This window comes from Fusibacillus kribbianus (assembly GCF_030053595.1).
In the GTDB taxonomy this organism is placed as follows: Bacteria; Bacillota; Clostridia; order Lachnospirales; family Lachnospiraceae; genus Lientehia; species Lientehia kribbiana.
In genome coordinates this window covers 54,199-75,410 of the sequence record NZ_JASGBQ010000002.1, presented here as the reverse complement: position 1 = coordinate 75,410, position 21,212 = coordinate 54,199, and the positions used below count along the sequence as shown (strand labels likewise).

Annotated in this window: 19 protein-coding genes; 16 read left to right on the top strand and 3 right to left on the bottom strand. The window is 50.5% G+C overall.

The window, feature by feature from the left end; translation table 11 throughout:
- Positions 1-122: 122 nt before the first annotated feature.
- The 6 genes from QJ036_RS02075 to QJ036_RS02050 all read left to right on the top strand — a co-directional run bounded on the left by QJ036_RS02075 (position 123) and on the right by QJ036_RS02050 (position 5,737).
- Positions 123-986 carry a DUF362 domain-containing protein gene (locus tag QJ036_RS02075; protein ID WP_283229779.1) on the top strand — a complete coding sequence of 288 codons (864 nt, stop codon included), beginning with the start codon at positions 123-125 and terminating at the stop codon, positions 984-986.
- A gap of 190 nt (positions 987-1,176) precedes the next feature.
- On the top strand, positions 1,177-1,971 hold the full coding sequence (gene spo0A / locus QJ036_RS02070; protein ID WP_283229778.1) for a sporulation transcription factor Spo0A: 795 nt from the start codon (positions 1,177-1,179) through the stop codon (positions 1,969-1,971).
- 110 nt (positions 1,972-2,081) lie between these two features.
- Positions 2,082-3,518, top strand: a complete 1,437-nt coding sequence (gene glgA / locus QJ036_RS02065; RefSeq protein WP_283229777.1) for a glycogen synthase GlgA — start codon at positions 2,082-2,084, stop codon at positions 3,516-3,518.
- Between the two features lie 115 nt (positions 3,519-3,633).
- Positions 3,634-4,074, top strand: coding sequence for an HD domain-containing protein (locus tag QJ036_RS02060; RefSeq protein ID WP_283229955.1), 441 nt, complete (start codon positions 3,634-3,636; stop codon positions 4,072-4,074).
- Positions 4,075-4,217: 143 nt separating this feature from the next.
- On the top strand, positions 4,218-5,072 hold the full coding sequence (locus tag QJ036_RS02055; RefSeq protein WP_283229776.1) for a hypothetical protein: 855 nt from the start codon (positions 4,218-4,220) through the stop codon (positions 5,070-5,072).
- Between the two features lie 158 nt (positions 5,073-5,230).
- Entirely contained in the window at positions 5,231-5,737 is a 507-nt protein-coding gene (locus QJ036_RS02050; protein WP_283229775.1) for a CarD family transcriptional regulator, read from the top strand.
- Between the two features lie 52 nt (positions 5,738-5,789).
- On the opposite strand, the gene QJ036_RS02045 is transcribed toward QJ036_RS02050, so the two are convergent.
- On the bottom strand, positions 5,790-6,038 hold the full coding sequence (locus tag QJ036_RS02045) for a helix-turn-helix domain-containing protein (protein ID WP_283229774.1): 249 nt from the start codon (positions 6,036-6,038) through the stop codon (positions 5,790-5,792).
- Positions 6,039-6,420: 382 nt separating this feature from the next.
- Positions 6,421-6,873, bottom strand: a complete 453-nt coding sequence (locus tag QJ036_RS02040) for a hypothetical protein (protein ID WP_283229773.1) — start codon at positions 6,871-6,873, stop codon at positions 6,421-6,423.
- Positions 6,874-7,095: 222 nt separating this feature from the next.
- Between QJ036_RS02040 and argS the strand changes: the two genes are divergently transcribed.
- From argS to QJ036_RS02005, 7 genes are all read left to right on the top strand, one after another.
- Entirely contained in the window at positions 7,096-8,865 is a 1,770-nt protein-coding gene (argS, locus tag QJ036_RS02035) for an arginine--tRNA ligase (protein WP_283229772.1), read from the top strand.
- A gap of 15 nt (positions 8,866-8,880) precedes the next feature.
- A complete protein-coding gene (locus QJ036_RS02030; RefSeq protein WP_283229771.1) occupies positions 8,881-12,129 on the top strand; it encodes a DEAD/DEAH box helicase in 3,249 nt (1,082 codons plus the stop codon).
- Positions 12,116-13,198: a dipeptidase gene (locus QJ036_RS02025; RefSeq protein WP_283229770.1), complete on the top strand. Its 1,083-nt coding sequence runs from the start codon at positions 12,116-12,118 to the stop codon at positions 13,196-13,198. The genes QJ036_RS02030 and QJ036_RS02025 overlap by 14 nt, the downstream gene beginning before the upstream one ends.
- A 114-nt stretch (positions 13,199-13,312) precedes the next feature.
- Positions 13,313-14,485, top strand: a complete 1,173-nt coding sequence (locus QJ036_RS02020) for an iron-containing alcohol dehydrogenase (RefSeq protein WP_283229769.1) — start codon at positions 13,313-13,315, stop codon at positions 14,483-14,485.
- A 21-nt stretch (positions 14,486-14,506) separates the two neighbouring features.
- Entirely contained in the window at positions 14,507-15,514 is a 1,008-nt protein-coding gene (locus tag QJ036_RS02015) for a hypothetical protein (RefSeq protein ID WP_283229768.1), read from the top strand.
- Positions 15,515-15,535: 21 nt separating this feature from the next.
- A complete protein-coding gene (locus QJ036_RS02010; protein WP_283229767.1) occupies positions 15,536-16,705 on the top strand; it encodes an iron-containing alcohol dehydrogenase in 1,170 nt (389 codons plus the stop codon).
- A 28-nt stretch (positions 16,706-16,733) separates the two neighbouring features.
- Positions 16,734-18,020, top strand: a complete 1,287-nt coding sequence (locus QJ036_RS02005) for an O-acetylhomoserine aminocarboxypropyltransferase/cysteine synthase family protein (protein ID WP_283229766.1) — start codon at positions 16,734-16,736, stop codon at positions 18,018-18,020.
- 164 nt (positions 18,021-18,184) lie between these two features.
- On the opposite strand, the gene QJ036_RS02000 is transcribed toward QJ036_RS02005, so the two are convergent.
- Complete coding sequence (locus QJ036_RS02000; protein ID WP_283229765.1) at positions 18,185-19,210, bottom strand: FAD:protein FMN transferase; 1,026 nt, start codon at positions 19,208-19,210, stop codon at positions 18,185-18,187.
- 128 nt (positions 19,211-19,338) lie between these two features.
- Between QJ036_RS02000 and QJ036_RS01995 the strand changes: the two genes are divergently transcribed.
- The 3 genes from QJ036_RS01995 (at position 19,339) to QJ036_RS01985 (ending at position 21,131) form a co-directional block, all read left to right on the top strand.
- Positions 19,339-19,701, top strand: coding sequence for a NusG domain II-containing protein (locus QJ036_RS01995; protein WP_283229764.1), 363 nt, complete (start codon positions 19,339-19,341; stop codon positions 19,699-19,701).
- A complete protein-coding gene (locus QJ036_RS01990) occupies positions 19,679-20,230 on the top strand; it encodes a Gx transporter family protein (RefSeq protein ID WP_283229763.1) in 552 nt (183 codons plus the stop codon). Before QJ036_RS01995 ends, QJ036_RS01990 begins: the two co-directional genes overlap by 23 nt.
- 70 nt (positions 20,231-20,300) lie before the next feature.
- Complete coding sequence (locus tag QJ036_RS01985; protein WP_283229762.1) at positions 20,301-21,131, top strand: C40 family peptidase; 831 nt, start codon at positions 20,301-20,303, stop codon at positions 21,129-21,131.
- Positions 21,132-21,212 lie beyond the last annotated feature (81 nt).

Here is a 21,212-nt window from a genome sequence, read left to right as displayed (position 1 = left end):
GTTTTTTCGCACAAAATAAGCAGAAATATAAAAAGTGCTTGACTTCGAACGGGATAAAGATAGTATTATAAAAGAAGGAATTATTGGAATAGAAGATTTCAACAGAATCAGGAGGTTGAGAAATGAAAGCTAAGGTTTATTTTTCACGGGATATTTCTCCGGAAAAGGTATTGGAGCTCTATCAGATGGCCGGAAAGGAGCTTACCGGAAAGGTGGCTGTGAAGGTACATTCCGGTGAAGAGGGAAATCAGAATTTCCTGACGGCAGAATTCTGGAAGCCGGTGATTGATCACGTGAAGGGAACTGTGGTGGAGTGCAACACCGCTTATAACGGAGCAAGAAATACCACAGAGAAGCATATCGCTTTGATGGAGAAGCATGGCTGGAGCCGTCTCTTCCCGGTGGATATTCTGGACGGAGAGGGCCCCGATCTGGAACTGGCGATTCCCGACGGCCATAAGATCAAAAAGAATTTTGTGGGAAAGCATGTCGCCAATTATGACTCCATGCTGGTTCTTTCCCATTTCAAGGGACATCCCATGGGCGGCTACGGCGGAGCATTAAAGCAGCTTTCCATCGGCGTTGCTTCCTCCATGGGCAAGAAATATATCCATGGTGTCGGAGATCTGGATGCGTTCTGGACCTCGGATCATGATTCCTTCCTGGAATCCATGGCCGATGCAGCATCCTCCGTCATCAGATACTTTGACGGCAGCATGGTCTATGTCAATGTTATGAAGAATATGTCCGTAGACTGTGACTGCTGTGCAGTGGCCGAGGATCCCTGCATGAAGGATATCGGTGTTCTGGTTTCCCTGGATCCGGTAGCTGTGGACCAGGCCTGCCTGGATCTGGTCTATGCATCCGATGATCCAGGAAGAGATCATCTGGTGGAGAGAATCGAATCCAGAAACGGTGTTCATACCATTGAGGCGGCAGCAGCATTGGGCTGCGGCTCCAGAGAATATGAGCTTATAGAGGTATAAACAGACGACAGCAATTATTCTGCTGCTTCTTTACAGGACCCGGCCATACGCATGGCCGGGTTCGTGTCGTCCGGAATCGACAAAATGAGACCGTCTCCTGTCGATTCCGGCGGCTGTTTTTCGTTGCCATTCTCCCTTCTTCTCTCTTATAATGAGAAATACCACCGAACTGAAAAAAGGAGGAAGAAAAATGGCAAAATTACAGGTGGCAATTGCTGACGACAACGAAAGAATTTTACAGCTGCTGAACAACATCATCAGCCATGATGAGGAATTTGAAGTGGTTGGAAAAGCGAACAACGGGGAAGAGGCCTACAATCTGATAAAAGAGAAGGAGCCGGATATCATGCTCCTTGACATCATTATGCCGAAACTGGACGGACTGTCTGTCATGGAGAAGGTGGGAAAGGATCCGGCGCTCAAGAAGAAACCGGAATTTATTGTGATCACGGCCATCGGACAGGAGAGGATCACGGAGGATGCCTTCCAGCTGGGCGCTTCCTACTATATCATGAAGCCCTTTGATTCCGACATGGTGTTAAACAGGATGAAGCACATCGGAAAGGGAAAGCACAGAACAGGAGAAAACAGGAAGATCGCTCCCTATGAAAGCAAGGAACAGTATATCGAGCGGAATCTGGAGACTGACGTGACGAATCTGATCCATGAGATCGGTGTTCCGGCCCATATCAAGGGCTATGGCTATCTGCGGGATGCCATCATTCTGGCAGTATCCGATATGGAGATGTTAAATTCCATTACCAAGCTGCTTTATCCGACCATAGCCAAGATGCACCAGACCACTCCAAGCCGGGTGGAGAGAGCAATACGTCATGCCATTGAGGTGGCCTGGAGCAGAGGAAAGATGGATACCATTGACGCCTTGTTCGGTTATACCATCAATACCGGAAAGGGAAAGCCTACCAATTCGGAATTTGTGGCTCTCATTGCAGATAAGATCCGCCTGGAATATAAAAACAGATAATGAGAAAAATGTGGAAGAGACAGGAAAAATGGCTTCCCAATTCCATAAGAATTTAGTATAATAGACAAAAGATGGGTTCTTATGGAAAAGTGTATTTGGAGGTAAGCAAAGTGAAAAAAATCCTGTTTGCAACATCAGAATGTGTACCGTTCATCAAAACCGGCGGCCTTGCCGATGTGGCAGGCTCTCTGCCCAAGTATTTTGACAAGGAAAAGTATGATGTGCGGGTGATCCTTCCCTACTATCAGTGTATTCCTGCACGGTTCCGGGATCAGGCGCAGTATGTGACCAATTTTTATATGAATTACATGTGGCAGGACAGATATGTGGGACTGTTCAAGACCGAGTATGATGGAATCACCTTCTATTTTATCGACAATGAATGGTATTTCAGCGGTGCAAAGCCTTATACCGACGCATATTTTGACTTGGAAAAATTCGCATTTTTCTCCAAAGCCGTGCTTTCCGCACTTCCGGTACTGGACTTCCGCCCGGATATCATTCACTGCCATGACTGGCAGACCGGACTGATTCCCGTTCATCTGAAGGACAAGTTTGCGGACAATCCTTTTTACCGCGGCATCAAGTCCATTATGACCATTCACAACCTGAAATTCCAGGGGGTATGGAGCGTCGAGGTGATCCAGCATATTTCTGAGCTTTCCGACTATTACTTTACGCCGGACAAGCTGGAATCCTATGGAAACGGCAATATGTTAAAGGGCGGCATCGTCTATGCGGACAAGGTGACTACGGTCAGCAACACATATGCCCAGGAGATCAAGACTCCTTTCTTCGGCGAAGGGCTGGATGGTCTTATGCGGGCCCGTTCCCATGATCTGTGGGGAATTGTCAATGGTATTGATTATCAGGAATACGATCCTTCAAATGATCATTTTATCGCACAGAACTATGATGCAAGGACCTTCCGCAAGGAAAAGGTGAAGAATAAGACAGCTCTTCAGAAGGAGCTGGGACTGGAAGTTAATCCAAAGAAGTTTATGATCGGAATCGTATCCCGCCTGACCGACCAGAAGGGACTTGACCTGATTCAGTGTGTGATGGATCAGATCTGCTCCGACGATCTGCAGTTTGTCATTCTTGGAACCGGCGATGAGAAATATGAGAACATGTTCCGTCATTATGACTGGAAATACGGGGACAGTGTTTCGGCAAACATTTATTATTCTGAGGCTATGTCCCACAAGATTTATGCGGCCTGCGACGCGTTCCTGATGCCGAGTCTGTTCGAGCCCTGCGGCCTGAGCCAGATCATCAGCCTCCGCTATGGGACGGTTCCCATTGTGCGTGAGACCGGCGGTCTGAAGGACACGGTGGAGCCCTACAATGAGTATGAGAGCACCGGAACCGGATTCTCCTTTGCAAATTACAACGCTCACGAGATGCTGGGCAGTATCATGTATGCAAAGAATACGTATTATAATAAAAAGAGGGAGTGGAATAAGATCATCGACAGAGGTATGGCGAGAGATTTCTCCTGGGTAAGCTCCGCAAGAAAGTATGAGGAACTGTACAGTGTCTTGTAAGAAAAAGCTTCCCCAGTCCTTTGTTCTTCATGGTGAGATCAAGGAGCAGGCAGAGGAATGGATCCGCAGAGAGGAATGGGTCGATCGGGAGGAATACGAGAAGGATGAGGTGTACATGTCCTGTGTGCGGGATATCTTGGAGCATCCTGTATTTCAGTCCATGGATCAATTTATTCAGCATGGAAATACCACCACAAAGACTCATTGCATTCAGGTTTCTTATTTAAGCTACTGCATCTGCAGAAAGCATTCCATGGATTATCGGGCGGCGGCCCGGGCCGGGCTTCTTCATGATCTGTTTCTGTATGACTGGCATACGGAGAAGAATCACATTCACGGCTACACCCATCCAAGGGTAGCCATGAACAATGCTGTTAAATACTTTGATATCACGCCAAAGGAACAGAATATGATTCTGCGCCATATGTGGCCTCTGACCCCTGTTCCGCCGAAGAGCCGGGAGGGAATGGTCATTGTTTATGCAGATAAGTTCTGCGGGATCAATGAGGTTTACGGGCGGATCAAGCAGGCGGTGCTTCGTGCCGTTCATGCATAACGTTTGAGCAGGATTTCATTGCTGTTTTTGCAGCAGGGCGTTTAGTCTGTCGAACAAGTTGGTGCCGGAGAAAACCTCCGGCACTGTTTTTGTGTAAGCATATGTCAGCTGTCCATTGCAGATACCATAGGGGAGGGAAAAGGATGAACTATGATCCAGATCAGATGAGCAGAGAGGAAATTCAGGCTCTTGCAAACAAAATATATCCCGGCAGGCAGCCGGAAGCGCCCAAGGCGGAGCCGCTTAAGCCCCTGCGCCCGGTGGGACTTATGTATACGCCCCTGACAAAACATGCGATGGCCATTTGCTTTGATGTTCATAAAAATCAGTACGACAAAAGCGGACAGCCCTATGTGTTTCACCCTTTCCATCTGGCTGAACAGATGGAGACGGAGTATGAGGTCTGCGCTGCCCTGCTCCACGATGTGATCGAAGACTCCAGCCTTACCCTGGATGAGCTGTGCCGAGCAGGCTTTCCCAACGAGGTGGTGCGGGCTGTGCAGATTCTGACTCGAGACCCCTATATGCACTATCTCGACTATGTGACGAGAGTGCGGAGAAATCCCATTGCCCGCCGGGTGAAGCTGGCGGATCTGAAACACAACAGCGACCTTGCCCGGCTGGAAACCGTCACGGAGCAGGACAAGCGCCGGGTACTGAAATATCGTATGGCCCAGGCTGTTCTGGCGGATGATCCCTATGATCCTGTACTGGGCCACTTCCGCAAGCGGCTGCCGCTGTCCCTGGATGAGCCGGTTTATCTCTCGGTGTTTTTCAGCCGGGAGGGGCAGATACTGAAATACAGTCTGGATCTGGAATATGCCAGCGACAGTCACTATGAATTCAACGCGGCAGCAGGAGAAATGCTGCGTCGGAAGCTGTCTGTCAATCGAACGCTGCCGGAAGCTCTGGCAGATCGGATGCCCTTTTCCTGCATCGCTGTTGAGTCGCTGCTGTGTAAGAACGGGATCCCGTTCCAGGCGTATCATTACGACTGACGGAGATGACTTCCGGAAATGTTGCACAAGAAAGCTTCGGTGCGTTATTTGCAGTTTTCACAAAATTCCGGTAAAAAACGGAATTTGCTTACGAAAAAAATTTTTGAATGTTAAAATGAAAACAGAAGAAAATTTTTGGAGAAAGGGGAGACTGTCAAATGTTTCAGGTGGGGGAATATATCGTATGTGACCATAACGGAGTATGTCAGGTCCTCGCCGTAACGGAGATGCCGGAGCTTAAAAAGGATGTTCTGTACTATCAGCTGGAACCGGTCTATTCGCGTGGAAGCAGGATTTTTGTGCCGGTTGACAGTAATAAGCTGGTCATGAGGAGGGTTTTTACGGAAGAAGAGGTGGAAACGCTTTTGAAGGAAATCCCTTCCATCGAGACCATCTGGATCTCCAATGAGAAAAAGAGAGAAGAGCAGTATCGGGAAGTGGCCAGGAAGTATGACTGCCGCGAATGGGTGAAAATAATCAAGACGATTTATCTGAGGAAACGAAACCGGAGGATGGAAGGGAAGAAAACTACGTATATCGACGAGAAATATATGAAGCTGGCGGAAGAGAATCTATATGGAGAGATCAGCATTCCGCTGAAGATATCGCCGGACCGTGTGGAACGGTTCATCCGGAATCGAATAGAAAATAAAGAGAGCGAATAAGAAAAGAAAGATAAAGTGAGGACTTAAGCAGCCTGCACTTTTGTCGATTCCTTTATAATTCTTTGAAAAGACGGTAAGGTTCGATTTCCAGTGCCCTCGACAGATCAAACAGTACTTCAAGGGTAGGAGGATTATTGAAAGCCTGAGATTCGATCAGGGACAGATATTTGGAGGAAATACCTGCAATGGAAGCCAGCTCCTCCTGAGTCATGCGCATGCGATGTCTGAAATAGCGCAGATTAAGAGAGATAGTCTGATAGGTTTTGGAATTCACTTCTTTCGGGAGCTTTGGCTGTGACACAGCAGTATTCCTTTCCGACATAAATGTCAAATTCTGTCAAAGGCTACATGTATAGTTTATATAAAATAAGAACAATAATGAACTCATCGTTAGATGAGGTAATGGAATTAATGTTGGGAAAAATCGGTTGGGAATCCTGTATAGACTCTAATAATATAGAAAATTAATATAAGTTCTTAATTGCGGGGCGGAAATGGAACAGATGGGGCAGAGAGGATGCCTGTGAAGAGGGAAGAGCCGGGAAAAAAACAGACGGAATACCATATAGAAAGGAAATGATCGAAATACCGGCAGAATGTGCTGCCTGAAGAAAGAAACCACAACAGAACTGTTGGAAATGACCGGCGTGGCAGGTGCCACGCCGGAATTATGTCTGAAAAGATTATTCGCCGTATACGGTCTCTGCAAGATCCATTCTGGGAGCTTCCTGGACAGGAGATACGACTACAGCTTTGAAGGTGCAGCCCTCTGCAACAGCTACAAAATGTCCCTTACCTGCAGCGATATCCAGCTGGGTGCCTGCGGGAATGCGGACGATCTGTGCAGTATCCATGGCGGGCTTTCCGTCAACAATATCAATGAACAGCATCAAAGCAGTGCCTTCAAAGAAATAGAACTGCTCTGCATCGACATGGTACTCAATCACGCTGAAATTGGGAGTATGGTGCCAGCCCTGAAGCACACCGGACATGATCTTGTCTGTTTTGAACTGGGTGACAACGGGGAAGGCAGTCCATTCAAAGAAATCCTCCTTGTAAGCCTCACAGGTATCCGTGAAGGCTACATTGACGCCTTTGATCGTAACGTCTTTTAAATCCTGAATCTTTACTTTCATTTTTTCATCCTCCATCATAATCGGACCATTCCGCCGGTTCCTGAACAGTCAGGCGAAACGTCCATATCGCTTTTATTATATCATTGAAGGGCTGGAAAGAAAAGAGAAAAAAGGTTTTTCGTGACAGAAAATCGAAGCTATGCTATAATGGGCACAGACTGCAGAAAATGTCGGGAATGAAGCGGAACCGGCCGAAGATAGATTGATTTCAGGAGGAAGATTATGAAAAAACTGATGGACTTGATTACGGAGGTAGTAGAGCAGGGATTTGAAGCCTGCGGCTATGAGAAATCTCTCGGGAAGGCGACTTTGTCAAACCGTCCCGATTTGTGCGAATATCAGTGCAACGGAGCGATGGGAGGGGCCAGGCTTTACCATAAGGCTCCCATTATGATCGCCAATGATGTGGTGGCGAAGCTTGCAGACAGAGACTGCTTTGAGGAGGTCACTGCCGTCAATCCCGGCTTCATCAATCTGAAGGTTTCCGGCAGCTTTCTCGCCGGTTATCTGGCTGAGATGGATGCTTCCGAAAGACTTGGGATTCCGGAGCCGGAGAAAAAAGAGACCATTGTCATTGATTACGGCGGAGCGAATGTGGCAAAGCCCCTTCATGTGGGGCATCTCCGTTCTGCCATTATCGGAGAAAGCATGAAACGGCTTTCCAGATTCCTGGGTCATGAAGTCATCGGTGATGTTCATCTGGGAGACTGGGGCCTGCAGATGGGGCTTATCATTGAGGAACTGAAGGACCGCCAGCCGGAGCTTCCCTATTTTGATGAAGGCTTTACCGGGGAGTATCCGAACGAAGCGCCGTTCACCATCGGCGAGCTTGAGGAGATCTATCCGGCAGCCAGTGCCAGATCCAAGACTGACGAAGCGTTCGCAAAAAGGGCCCATGACGCTACCTTTAAGCTTCAGAACGGGGACAGGGGTTATCTGGCCATCTGGAACCATATCCTCAATGTGTCTGTTGCGGATCTTAAGAAAAATTACGGAAGACTCAATGTGACCTTCGATATCTGGAAAAAGGAAAGTGATGCCCAGCCCTATATTCCCGAAATGGTGCAGATGATGAAGGACAGGGGCTTTGCGTACGAAAGCCAGGGCGCTTTGGTGGTGGATGTGAAGGAAGAAGCCGATACGAAGGAGGTTCCGCCCTGTATTCTGCTCAAATCGGATGGGGCGACCCTTTATTCCACTACGGATCTCGCAACTTTAGTGGAGAGGGAAAAGCTCTTTAAGCCCGACCGTGTCCTTTATGTGGTGGATAAGCGTCAGGCCCTGCATTTTACCCAGGTGTTCCGCTGTGCCAAGAAAACCGGGATCGTGAGACCGGAGACGGAGCTTAATTTCCTCGGCTTCGGCACCATGAACGGAAAGGACGGGAAGCCCTTCAAGACCAGGGACGGCGGCGTCATGCGTCTGGAATATCTGATCAAGGAGATCAGCGACGCCGTATATGAGAAGATCATGGAAAACCGGTCTGTGGACGAGAGCGATGCCAGAAGAACAGCGGAGATCATCGGACTTGCCGCTCTCAAATACGGAGATCTGTCCAATCAGGCCTCCAAGGATTATGTGTTTGATGTGGATCGGTTTATTTCCTTCGAGGGAGATACCGGCCCCTATATTCTTTACACGATCGTCCGGATAAAATCCATTCAGGCAAAATATGAGGCCCTTGAGGATAAGTTTACCGGGAAGGCAGAGCTTCTTCCGGCTGCCTCTGAGAGCGAGAAGGAACTGCAGCTCATGCTGAGCCGTGTATCAGATGCAGTGCTTTCCGCCTTTGAGGAGCAGGCGCCCCATAAGATTTGTCAGTATATTTATGATCTGTCCAATGCCTTCAACCGGTTCTATCATGAAACCAGGATCCTGGCTGAGGAGGATAAGGAGAGGCAGGCTGCTTATATCCGTCTTCTGAGCCTTACCAGACGGATTCTTGAGACCTGTATTGATCTCCTTGGATTTGAGGCACCCGACAGAATGTAGGGCAGGTGAACGAATATGTCATTCTCCGGAGAAAGCATACGCCAGAAGTCAAAAAGTGCGGAAGAATTTGAAAAGGGAAAGGAACTTTTTCAGAGGGGGAAAGTCCGCTTTCTGTCCGATGAGAGCTTCTGGAAGGGAGAAGAGAAATTAAAGGTATCTGTGGAAGACGGGAAGAGAAGCTATCAGGCTTCTCTTCTCATTAAAGGCGGCTGTATTTATCAGGCGGCCTGCCAGTGTCCTGTCCACAGGGAATATAAAGGGCTGTGCTGCCATGAGGTAGCGGCAGCCTTTTATGCAATGGAAAAAAGAGAGGGGGAGAATGCTCCCCATGTGTCCACACCGGTCGAAGTACGGCGGATGCTTCAGAATTACACCAGCCGCGGGATGACAGAGCTGATGGTATCCAAAATGGAAGAAAAGGTCCGGCTGGAGCCGGTATTTCGGGTAGTGGGAGGAACGGTCCGCATGTCTCTGATGATCGGTACTTCCCGGATGTATCAGGTGAAGGATCTTGCGGCCTTTGCGGAGGCTCTGGAGGTGGAGGCCTATGTGGAATACGGAAAACAGCTGGGCTTTTATCACAGCCCGGAGGCTTTCGAGGAGGAGTCCAGACGCCTGGCTGAGGAAGTTTCCAGAGTGGCGGGAGAGTACCTGTATCTTTACGGAAAGATGAATCCTCTGCGGGCCTCCAGTCATCCGGTTTTGCGGGAGCTGGAGCTTTCACCGGCAGCCTGTGACAGCATGATGAAGCTGCTTACCGGACAGATGGTGGAATTTGAGCTGCCCGGCGGACAGCAGACCATGCTGCAGATCCGAAAGGAAAACCCAAGACTTTTTGGTGTGATCCGCGCTTTCGGAAAGGACGGTTTTCGGATTTCTCTGCTGGATGGCCTTTTAGTGTTTCAGGGAAAAAAGCGGCTTTATCTGATCCGCGGCGAGGCTCTTTACTGCTGTGACCGAGCGGCGACAGCAGTGCTCCGGGATTTTCTGGGAGCCATGGAAAAAAATGCGGCTGACGGGAGTTTGTCTGCGGAGATCGGAGAAAAGGATCTTCCTTCCTTCTGTGATTATGTGCTTCCGAAGCTTTCTCCTTATGTGAGTCTGGAGCCCATGGGGGTCAATCTGGAGCAGTACCACACGGAACCTCTCCAGGTAAAATTTTATTTTGACAGTCCGACAGAGTCAGAAATTACCCTCCAGGCGGAATTCTGGTATGGAGATGAAATGTTCACGCCATTTTCCCACGGTGAACGGTCCGGGGTGATCCGGGATCAGGTGGGGGAACTGATGGTCGGTACAGTCATCAAGAAGTATTTTACGGGACGCTATGCGGATAAGAGCCGGTTCACCATCTGGGACGATGAGGACGTCATGTTCCGGCTGCTGAACGGAGGCATGGAGGAATTTGAAAAATGCGGACAGGTATTTTTGAGTGCATCCATGCGGGAGAGGAAGGTTTTGCCGGAGAAACGGCTCTCTTTCGGAATCAGTATGGAGAACGGCTGGCTGGATCTCAAGGTGGAGGCAGGCGACCTTCCCCAGGCGGAAATCAACCGGATCCTTTCTGCATACCGGATGAAGAAGAATTATTACCGTCTGAAGTCGGGCGATTTTATCCGGCTTTCCGATTCCGGCTTCGGCACTCTTCTGGAGTTAACCAGAGGCCTTTCCCTGGACGAGCGGCAGTCCTTCCGGGAACCCTTAAGGCTTCCCGTGTACAGGAGCCTTTATGTGGATAAGGTCCTGAAGGAAGGAAGGCACGTGGAGGTGAGCCGGGACAGCGCTTTTAAGGCCCTCATCCGTGTCATGAATTCTCCTACAGAGGGGGATTTCCAGGTTCCGGACAGTCTCCGGTCAGTTCTTCGAAAGTACCAGAAGCAGGGCTTTTTCTGGATGAGAACGCTGGATTCCTGCGGTTTCGGCGGAATTCTCGCCGATGATATGGGTCTTGGGAAAACCATTCAGATCATTGCGCTTCTTGTGGATGAGGGCAGAAAAAATCCGGACATGGAGGCACTGATCGTATGTCCGGCCTCCCTCATTTATAACTGGGAAAGTGAGATCCAGCGCTTTGGAAAGGAGCTTTCCGTTATGGTTGTGGCAGGGGTCGCTTCGGAGCGGGAGGCGATCCTGAAAGGAGAACGGGGGAAAGCGCAGGTTTATATTACCTCCTATGATCTTCTCAGACGGGATATTGCCCTTTACAGAGACAGAAGCTTTCGGTTCCAGATCATCGACGAGGCTCAGTATATCAAGAACCATGCGACACAGAATGCCCGGGCGGTGAAAAAGATAAGGGCCGCCGGAAAATTTGCGCTGACCGGAACGCCCATTGAGAACCGACTCAGTGATCTTTGGAGTATTTTTGATTTCCTGATGCCGGGATTTTTATACAGCTATCCCCGATTCAAAAAGGAGTTTGAGATCCCGGTGGTACGGGACGGGGACAAGGGGGCACTGAAACGGCTTCATCGGATGATCGGTCCGTTTCTCCTGCGCCGTTATAAAAAGGATGTGCTTAAGGATCTGCCGGATAAGCTGGAGCATACGGTATATTCCGGACTGGAAGGCAGCCAGAGAAAGCTTTATACGGCCCATGTCCTCCGGCTTAAGGACCGGCTTCAGTCCTCCGGTGAGGAGGAATATCAGAAGGAGCGGATGCAGATTTTGTCGGAGCTTTTGAGACTCAGGCAGATCTGCTGCGATCCGGGACTTTGCTATGAGGATTATAAGGGAAGCTCGGCAAAGCTTGAGACCTGCATGGAGCTTATTTTAAGCGGAGCAGCGGCGAATCACAAGCTGATTGTGTTTTCTCAGTTTGCTTCGATGCTGGACATTCTGGGAGAACGTCTGACAAAGGAAGGAATTGCATATTATAAGCTGACAGGGCAGACCGGCAAGGAGGAGAGGCTCCGGCTTGTCAATGCCTTCAATCAGGATGAGGTTCCGGTGTTTTTGATCTCTCTCAAGGCCGGCGGTACAGGTCTGAATCTGACGGCGGCTGATGTGGTCATCCATTATGATCCCTGGTGGAATCTGGCGGCCCAGAACCAGGCCACAGACCGGGCTCACCGGATCGGTCAGAAAAAACGGGTTTCGGTGTTCCGGCTGATCGCAAGGGATACCATTGAAGAGGGCGTTTTAAAGCTTCAGGAGCAGAAGAGGGAGCTGAATGAGCAGGTGGTCGAAGAGGCCTCTTCCTTTGCTTCCATGAGCAGAACAGAGCTGATCCGACTTCTGGAGGAGGAGCATGAAGTATATTGATCTGCACTGCGATACGTTGATCGTATTTGCAGGCGAGGGCGGAAGCCTGTATGAAAATCAGATGAGTGTGGACCTTAAGCGTCTTCGCAAAAATGACTGTGTGGCTCAGTTTTTTGCTGTCTGGCTGCCGGATGAGGGAACAAGGACAGCCATGGAGGAAGCCGGGGAAGCTTCGTCACCGGAGGCTTCGAAAACAACGGTGGGCTGCGGCGAGGGTATCGGTCTTGCAGAGACGCTCCGGAGAAACCGGTTCGCGGGGCTTACGGAGGGCGTCTGGGATGACGCCTATATTGACCGGCTTCTCGACTCCTTTGAAAGGGAGCTTGCCCTTCATAAGGAAGAGGTCTCCCTGGCCCTTTCGGCAGAGAATATGGAGCAAAATGCCGCAAACGGGCGGCTGTCGGCTTTCCTGACTCTGGAGGACGGCAGGGCTGTCCGGGGAAGCCTTGACAGGCTGAAGCGCTTTTACGACCGGGGGATCCGGCTGATCACTCTGACCTGGAACCATGACAACTGCTTTGGCCGGGCCAATTACCGGGACGGTGTTTTCGGAAGCAGGGGAAGCGGACTGACCGCCTTTGGAAAAGAGGCAGTCCGGTTTATGAATGAACTGGGAATGCTGGTGGATGTATCGCATCTTTCCGACGAGGGCTTTTTCGATGTGGCGGCCGTATCGGAGAAACCGTTTGTGGCCTCCCATTCCAACGCGCGCGCCCTGGCCGGCTGTTCCAGAAACATGAGTGACGAAATGATAAGGCTGCTGGCCTTAAAGGGCGGCGTCATGGGGCTCAATTTTGCACCCGGTTTTCTTTCTCCGGATTTTTCCGATCCCAACAGCCGGGTCAGCCATATGGCGGCCCACGCCCGTCATATTCTTAACTGCGGCGGTGAGGAGGTCCTTGCCCTCGGAACAGATTTTGACGGAGTCTCCGGAAACCTGGAGATCGATTCGCCCGACCGGCTTTTCCTTCTGTGGGAAGCCCTTTCCAGGGCAGGCTTTACTGAGCGTCAGATTGAGCTTGCTGCCTGCAAAAATGCAGCTAGAGTCATTCGGGACGTATTGGGATGATATTTTTTCGCTTTCCGAGATTTTTTATGGAAGAGGCAGGGGAAATATGGTATACTGAAACATGGAAATGTTTGGACAGCATTTTTGTCCATGAAAAATAAAAGGAGAACAGGTATGGATAATTTTACTTTTTACAGCCCTACATATTTTGCTTTTGGCAAGGGAACTGAAAATGAAGCAGGACATTACGTGAAGAGATTTGGAGGGAGCAAGGTGCTCATCCATTACGGCGGTGGAAGTGTCGTGAGAAGCGGTCTTCTGGATCGGGTGAAAGCGTCTCTTGAAAAGGAGGGACTTGGCTGGGTCGAGCTCGGCGGTGTGAAGCCCAATCCCAGAAGCGGCCTTGTCTATGAAGGCATCGAGCTTTGCCGCAGGGAGAATGTAGACTTTATTCTGGCTGTGGGCGGCGGAAGCACCATCGATTCTTCCAAGGCCATTGCAGTCGGTACAGTATATGACGGAGATTTCTGGGATTTCTATCAGGGAAAGGCTCAGGCAGAGAAATCTCTGCCGGTGGGCTCTGTTCTGACCATTGCCGCAGCAGGCAGTGAGGGAAGCGACGGTTCCGTTATCACCAATGAAAACGGAATGTACAAGCGTGCTTACGGCTGCGAGCTGATGCGTCCTGTATTTGCCATTATGAATCCGGAGCTTACCATGACGCTGCCGCCCTATCAGACAGCCAGCGGCTGTACGGATATCATGGCTCATGTGTTTGAACGGTATTTCACCAACACGAAACATGTGGAGATCACAGACCGCCTCTGCGAGGGTGTTTTGAAGACTATTATCAAGGAACTTCCCAAGGTTTTGGATAATCCCAACGATTATGAAGCAAGAGCCAATATCATGTGGGCAGGCACCATGGCTCACAATGATGTTTGCGGAGTGGGAAGAGAGCAGGATTGGGCAAGCCACAATCTGGAGCATGAGCTTTCCGCACTTTATGACTGTGCCCACGGCGCCGGTCTGGCGGTGATGTTCCCCGCCTGGATGACCTATGTGATGCATCACGACGTGGACAGATTTGCCCAGTTTGCAGTCCGGGTATGGGGCTGTGAGATGAATTTTGAAAATCCTGAGGAGACCGCAAAGGAGGGAATTGCCAGAACGAAGGAATTCTTCCGGTCTGTGGGTATGCCCACCTCCTTTGAGGAGCTTGGAGCAAAAGGGGAGGATATTCCGACTCTGCTTTCCACTCTTCAGATCGAAGGGCGCACCGAAGGCCATTTTGTGGAGCTGGGGCCCAAGGAGTGCGAGGAGGTTTATCGTCTGGCCTGCCGTTAAGTACAACGATGGAGATAAGGGATGAAAAAACGATATTTATGTCCGGTATGTGAGCATGAACTGTCCGGAAAGCATTATTGTCCGGAATGTCATCGGTTTCGGAAGGAACCTGTCATCTATGGGGGAGGATATCTCCCCAATGAAACCGATCCGGATACGGCAGTGTTTGAGAGAACAGGCGGAACACAGACGGCGGACACCTGCGGAAGCAGTCATTCTCACGTATACGGGGTTCCCAATAAGGATCCCCACAAGGCGCCGCGAAATACATCCCGGGGAAGCTCTTCAGGGGCCTCTTATGAGCCGTCTGAGAGAAAGAAAAAAACTTCCGCGGTCCCTGCAAGACGGGCAGGGGCAGGAATCCTTATTTATATAGTTGTTTTTGTCATCGTCATATCCGCTGTGGTCGGTATTTGGGATGCTATATGGAAGTTCTTCAGAAGCTCCTACGAAGCCCGGGAGGAAACCGTAGCTGCCCTGGAGACGGAGCTTCAGGAAAACGAGGTGCAGGAACTGACGGAGGAGGAGGTTCTTGCTCTCGGAGAGCCCTGCAACGGTTATTGTCATTATGAGATGGACGGCGTGGAATATGTGTACCGGCTCGCCGGCTATGCGGGGGATTTCTGGTCCCAGGCGGAGTGTGAGGTGATCTGGGAGGAAAGCAGAAACCAGATATACACCTATGGAAACACGATCTGGAGTTATTATGAGAAGACGGCAGAGGTGACCTGTGACAATGGAGTCTATTATGATATCCTGTGTGATACGGTCACAGGTGAGGTCATGGAGATCCGGATCGGAGCGGACGAACAGGAAAGCTTCAGCCAGGCTCTATTGCTGGCGGCCTGCGCGCTGGAGCCGGACAGAGACAGAAACGAGGTCTGGACAGAAACAGAAGCATGGATGGAGGAAGCTTCCGGAGAGAGTTATCTCTTTGGAGAATGGGGGAAAAGCGAACTCTATCTGTCTGTGGACGATTACTGCTACGGGACAATGACCTGTCTTGCGGAGTACGACAAATATCAATAGATTCATGTATGGGGGAATAGAATGGAAAATTTTGATTTTTATGCGCCTACAAGGATGCTGTTTGGCAAGGGGAAGGTGACAGCTCTTCCGGAACAGATGAAGCCCTATGGAACCCGGGTGCTTCTTGTATACGGCGGCGGAAGCATCAAGATAAACGGAATTTACGATACGGTGCAAAGTGTCCTTACGGAGGCCGGGTTTGTTCTCTCCGAGCTTTCCGGTGTGACGCCCAATCCGAGAATCGACGCAGTCCGCTGCGGTGTGGCTCTGGCCTGGGAGAATCATGTGGACATGGTTCTGGCTGTGGGCGGAGGAAGCTCTGTGGACTGTGCAAAGGTCATTGCGGCAGGCGCCTGCTATGAAGGCGATCCCTGGGAGCTTGTGAAGGATCCGTCAAAGATCACGGATGCACTTCCGGTGTTTACGGTGCTGACCATGTCGGCCACCGGCTCGGAGATGAATCCGACAGCAGTGATCACCAATCCGGAGACAAAGGAAAAGCAGGGGGTCCACAGCGGCTATCTGTATCCGAAGGCATCGGTGCTGGATCCTACCTATCTGTATACTCTGCCTGCCATTCAGACGGCAGCGGGAGTGGCAGATATCATGTCCCATATTTTTGAGGGATATTTTAAGAAAACAGAAGACGCTTACGTGCAGGATAAATTTTCTGAGGGAATTTTAAAGACCTGTATCAAATGGGGGCCGGTTGCACTCACAGAGCCGGAGAATTATTCGGCCAGGGCCAATATCATGTGGGCCGCCAGCATGGCCTTAAACGGTCTGTGCGGCTGCGGCAAGGCGGGAAAATGGTCCTGTCATGCCATGGGGCATCAGCTGGGAGCCTATTATGACATAACCCACGGGATTTCCCTTGCCATTGTGACTCCGGCCTGGATGCGTTACATCCTTTCGGAGGAGACCGTGGATAAATTTGTGGACTATGCCATCAATGTCTGGGGCTTCCCCAGAGAAACGGATAAATTTGCGCTGGCGAATATGGGAATTGATGCGACGGAGCATTTTTTCATGGACTGCGGCCTTCCGTCCCACCTTTCGGAGCTGGGAATTGATGATTCCAATTTCCAGGCCATGGCTGAAGCGGCAGTTCCCTATGCAAATCTGGATACCCAGGCTTATGTACCTCTCCATGTGGAGGATGTGGTCAACATTTACCGGGCGTGTCTGTAAAGAATAACGATCAGAGGAGGAAACTATTATGAATCAGAAATACAGACCGGAAACGATCTGCATCCAGAGCGGCTGGAAACCGAAAAAGGGCGAGCCCAGGGTACTGCCTGTTTATCAGAGTACCACCTTCAAATATGACACCAGCGAGCAGATGGCACGGCTTTTCGACCTGGAGGATGAAGGCTATTTCTATACCAGACTTCAGAATCCCACCAACGACGCGGTGGCACAGAAGATCTGCGAGCTGGAGGGCGGTGTGGCTGCCATGCTGACTGCTTCCGGTCAGGCTGCAACCTTTTATTCCATCTTTAATATTGCATCTGCCGGGGATCACGTGATCAGCTCGGCGACCATTTACGGAGGCTCCTCCAATCTCTTTACCGTGACTCTAAAAAAACTGGGGATCGATTTTACTCTGGTGGATCCGGAGATTTCCCCGGAGGATCTGGAGAAGGAATTCCGTCCCAACACCAAGGCTGTGTTTGGTGAGACCATTTCCAATCCGTCACTTGTGGTACTGGATATTGAAAAGTTTGCGAAGGCAGCCCATGACCATGGCGTGCCTCTGATCGTGGACAATACCTTTGCCACTCCCATCAACTGCCGTCCCTTTGAGTTCGGTGCGGACATTGTGACCCATTCTACGACAAAATATATGGATGGTCATGCCATGTCTGTAGGCGGCTGCATTGTGGACAGCGGCAATTTTGACTGGATGGCTCACAAAGAAAAATTCCCCGGCCTGACCACTCCCGATGAATCCTATCACGGTCTGGTTTATGCGGAGGCTTTCGGAAAGAAAGCATATATTACCAAGGCGACCGCTCAGTTAATGAGAGATCTCGGTGCGATCCAGTCTCCTCAGAATGCCTTCCTTCTCAATGTGGGACTGGAGACCCTTCATCTTCGGGTGCCCCGTCACTGTGAGAATGCCCAGAAGGTGGCAGAGTATCTGGAGGCAAACGATCAGGTGGCATGGGTCAATTACCCCGGCCTTAAGAGCAGCCCCTATTATGAGAGAGCAAAGAAATACATGCCGAACGGAACCTGCGGCGTGATCGCCTTCGGCCTGAAGGGCGGCAGAGATCTTTCCATCAAATTCATGGATAATCTCAGGCTTGCCTGCATTGTGACTCATGTGGCCGATGCCAGAACTTCGGTGCTTCATCCGGCCAGCCATACCCATCGTCAGCTTTCTGATGAACAGCTCATCGAAGCAGGAGTAAAGCCGGATCTGATCCGCTTCTCTGTGGGTATTGAGAATGTGGAAGATATCATTGCCGATATCGAGCAGGCTCTGGAAACCGTAAAATAAAATAGAAGCCGGAAACGGCAGACGAGGGTGCTGCAAACATAGATTATTAATCTACGTTTGCAGCATCCCTCGTCTCTGTCTGCACCTGTACAATTCATGTAATCTAGGGAGCAACACTCCCTTCATTTCTTAACTGCAAAATACAGATGGCCGGGGAAAGAATTTCAGTATTCGGTAATGGAAAAGGTATCTTTTAATCCGGCAGAATAGTGGAGCTCGTAATCGTCTGTGATGAAAACGGCATAAATATTCTCCAGACTGTCGATGAGAGCCATACCGTCCGAAAGACCCAGGGAAAAGCAGGCAGTGCTCAGAGCGTCTCCGTCCAGAGAGTGCTCACTCAGGATCGTGACGGACAGAAGGCCGTTGTCGCAGGGGTATCCGGTGGACGGGTCAAGAATATGGTGATAGAGCGTTCCGTCTTCTTCAAAATACCGCTCGTAGATGCCAGAGGTCACCACCGACCAGTCGGACAGGGAAACGGCGATGACAGGAGTTCCCTGTTCATCAAAAGGCTTCTGGATTCCGATTTTAAAATCGCTTCCGTCCGGTTTTTCCCCTACACAGAGAATATTTCCGCCCAGGTCAATGGTGGCGGATCTGACGCCGTTTTCCAAAAGAAATTCCTTCAGACAGTCAGCAATATAGCCCTTGGCGATGGCTCCCAGATCAAGAAGGGTGCGGTCATCGGAGAAGGTGACCGAGTTTCCGTTTACGGAAACCTTTTCATAGCCCACATGGGTGAGGGCTTCGGAAAGAGCGGCCTTATCCGGAAGAACGGGGGCTTCAGCAGAAAAATCCCAGAGGGAGGAGCAGGAACCGATGGTGATATCGAAGGCTCCGTTGGAAAGACGGCTGTAGGAAAGTCCGGCCTGAATGAGAGCAGCTGTTTCATCGGATACGGTGTCCGTGAGCCGGCTGTTGAGATTATAGATTTCGCTTCCGTCAAGGGTGCGGCTTAAAAGAGCCTCGTAATCTCGGCAAAGCTCGAAGCAGCGGTCGATGAGCGTTTCCTCTTCGGTACCGTACAGGGTAATGGTAATCACTGTGTTCAGAAAAAAGGAAGTTTTGCGGACCTGTTTTTGGGAAGAGTTTCCGCAGCCGGTCAGGCCTCCCGTGACAAGAAGCAGAGCGAGAAGGGCGCAGACAGGCCGAAGAAGGTTTTTTTTGAGCACACAACTGTGAAACATGATCGAAGCCTCCGTTTTCAAACAGGTTTATGTAAAAAGCATATCCGGTCAGGTTTATGTAAAAAGCATATCCAGTATAGCATAGGAAACAGATAAAAGTAAACAGACAGGAAACTTGTGAGTGCATTATGAGAAAAAAATGGGATCTTTTGCTGATAGCAGGAATACTGATCACGGCGGCCGCCATCTGGCTGTATTTCCGTTCAGTCAGAACGGAGGGGGCTGAGGCGGTGGTTTTTGTGGATGGAGAAGAAACAGCCAGGTATTCTCTGGAAGAATCCCTGGAGACGGAAATCAGTTCTCCCTGGGGGAGCAATCTTCTGGTCATTGAGGAAGGAAGGGCAAAGATCATTGAAGCCGACTGTCCTGATAAGCTGTGCGTCAATCAGAAGGCCATCCGCTTTCAGGGGGAGAGCATCATCTGCCTGCCCCACCGGGTGACGGTGACCATTGAGGGCGGTCAGGAGAATGAGCTTGACGGAGTATCCTGACAGTCCGGGAAAAATGCTGGGAAAGGAAGAACACTTCATGAAAACAGGGAAGGTGGCCCGCTACGGGCTTTTGATTGCCCTTGCATTTATTTTCAGTTATATCGAGAGCGTCATTGTTGTACCGGTTCCGGTGCCGGGGATCAAGCTGGGGCTTGCGAACCTGGTGGTGGTGGCAGCTCTTTACCGGACAGGAGGGAAAAGCGCGGCTGTCGTTTCTGTGATCCGTGTGGTTCTCGTAGGTCTGACCTTCAACAATCCGGTTATGATGCTTTACAGTCTGGCAGGCTGCTCCCTGAGCCTTCTTCTTATGGTGCTTCTCAAAAGGACGGAACGGTTCTCCATTGTGGGAGTCAGCGTGGCGGGCGGCGCTGCTCATAATCTGGGGCAGATCGCGGTGGCGGCCTTTATGCTGGAAACCTCCGCCTTATTTTATTATCTTCCGGCCCTTCTGGTTTCCGGATGTGTGGCCGGAACCGTCATCGGTATTGCAGGAGCAGAAATCGTAAAAAGGCTTCCGCCCCTTTCCTGAGACATATCCCTTTCCCGTGTGGCATAGAATGTCCTAACCTGAAAAAGGACATGCCAGGGAGGGATAGCAAATGTGGAATAACAGTGCAGTTGTAAAGGTACCGGTGTTGAAGCTTAAGGAATATCCGTCAGAGGAAGCGGAGACGGTGGACGAGGTGCTGTATGGAATGGAGGTGCTCGTCCGGGAAAGAACGATAAAAGGCTGGGCATCGGTGGAGACATCCTACGGTTATCGTGGCTGTGTACGGACGGAAGGCCTGGAGGCCCATGAATGGAATGTGAGACGGTGGCAGAAGCTTTCCAAATATGTGGTGGTTTCACCCTCTGCCGATGTGTTTGAGGTGCCGGGCTACAAAAATCCGTATCTGTTCAGTCTGCCGAGGGGAAGCCTGGTGGCGGCATCGGATCAGGAAGGACAGGCGGGCTGGAATCAGGTGAGGCTTTCTGACGGAAGAGGGGCCTATATGCGGAAAGGGCAGCTTCGGCCGGCAGCCGCTCTCCATTGCCCGGCAGAACAGGAGGAAAAGCTCCGGGAGAGCCTGGTCAGGACGGCACTCACCTATTTGTACACGCCTTACCGGTGGGGCGGAAAGACCCCATGGGGCATTGACTGCTCCGGCCTCTGTTCCATGGTGTATCTGCTCCATGGAATTGCCATTAACCGGGATGCGAAGATCAAAAAGGGATATCCGGTAAAGGAGATTCCCGTTTGCCGGGTAAAGCCGGGAGATCTTCTGTATTTTCCCGGGCACATGGCTCTTTATATCGGCGGTCTCAACTATATCCATTCCACCGGGCGCACAGGTCAGGACGGTGTGGTAATAAACAGCCTCAATCACATGGCGGAAGACTACAGAGAGGATCTGGCGTCCACCATCACTGCAGCGGGCAGTATTTTCTGAAAAATTCCGGTTTCTTCTCAAAAAACGGGAGGAGGCCGGAGCTTTTTTTGTCAGGAATCAAATCTAAACAATCTATAAATT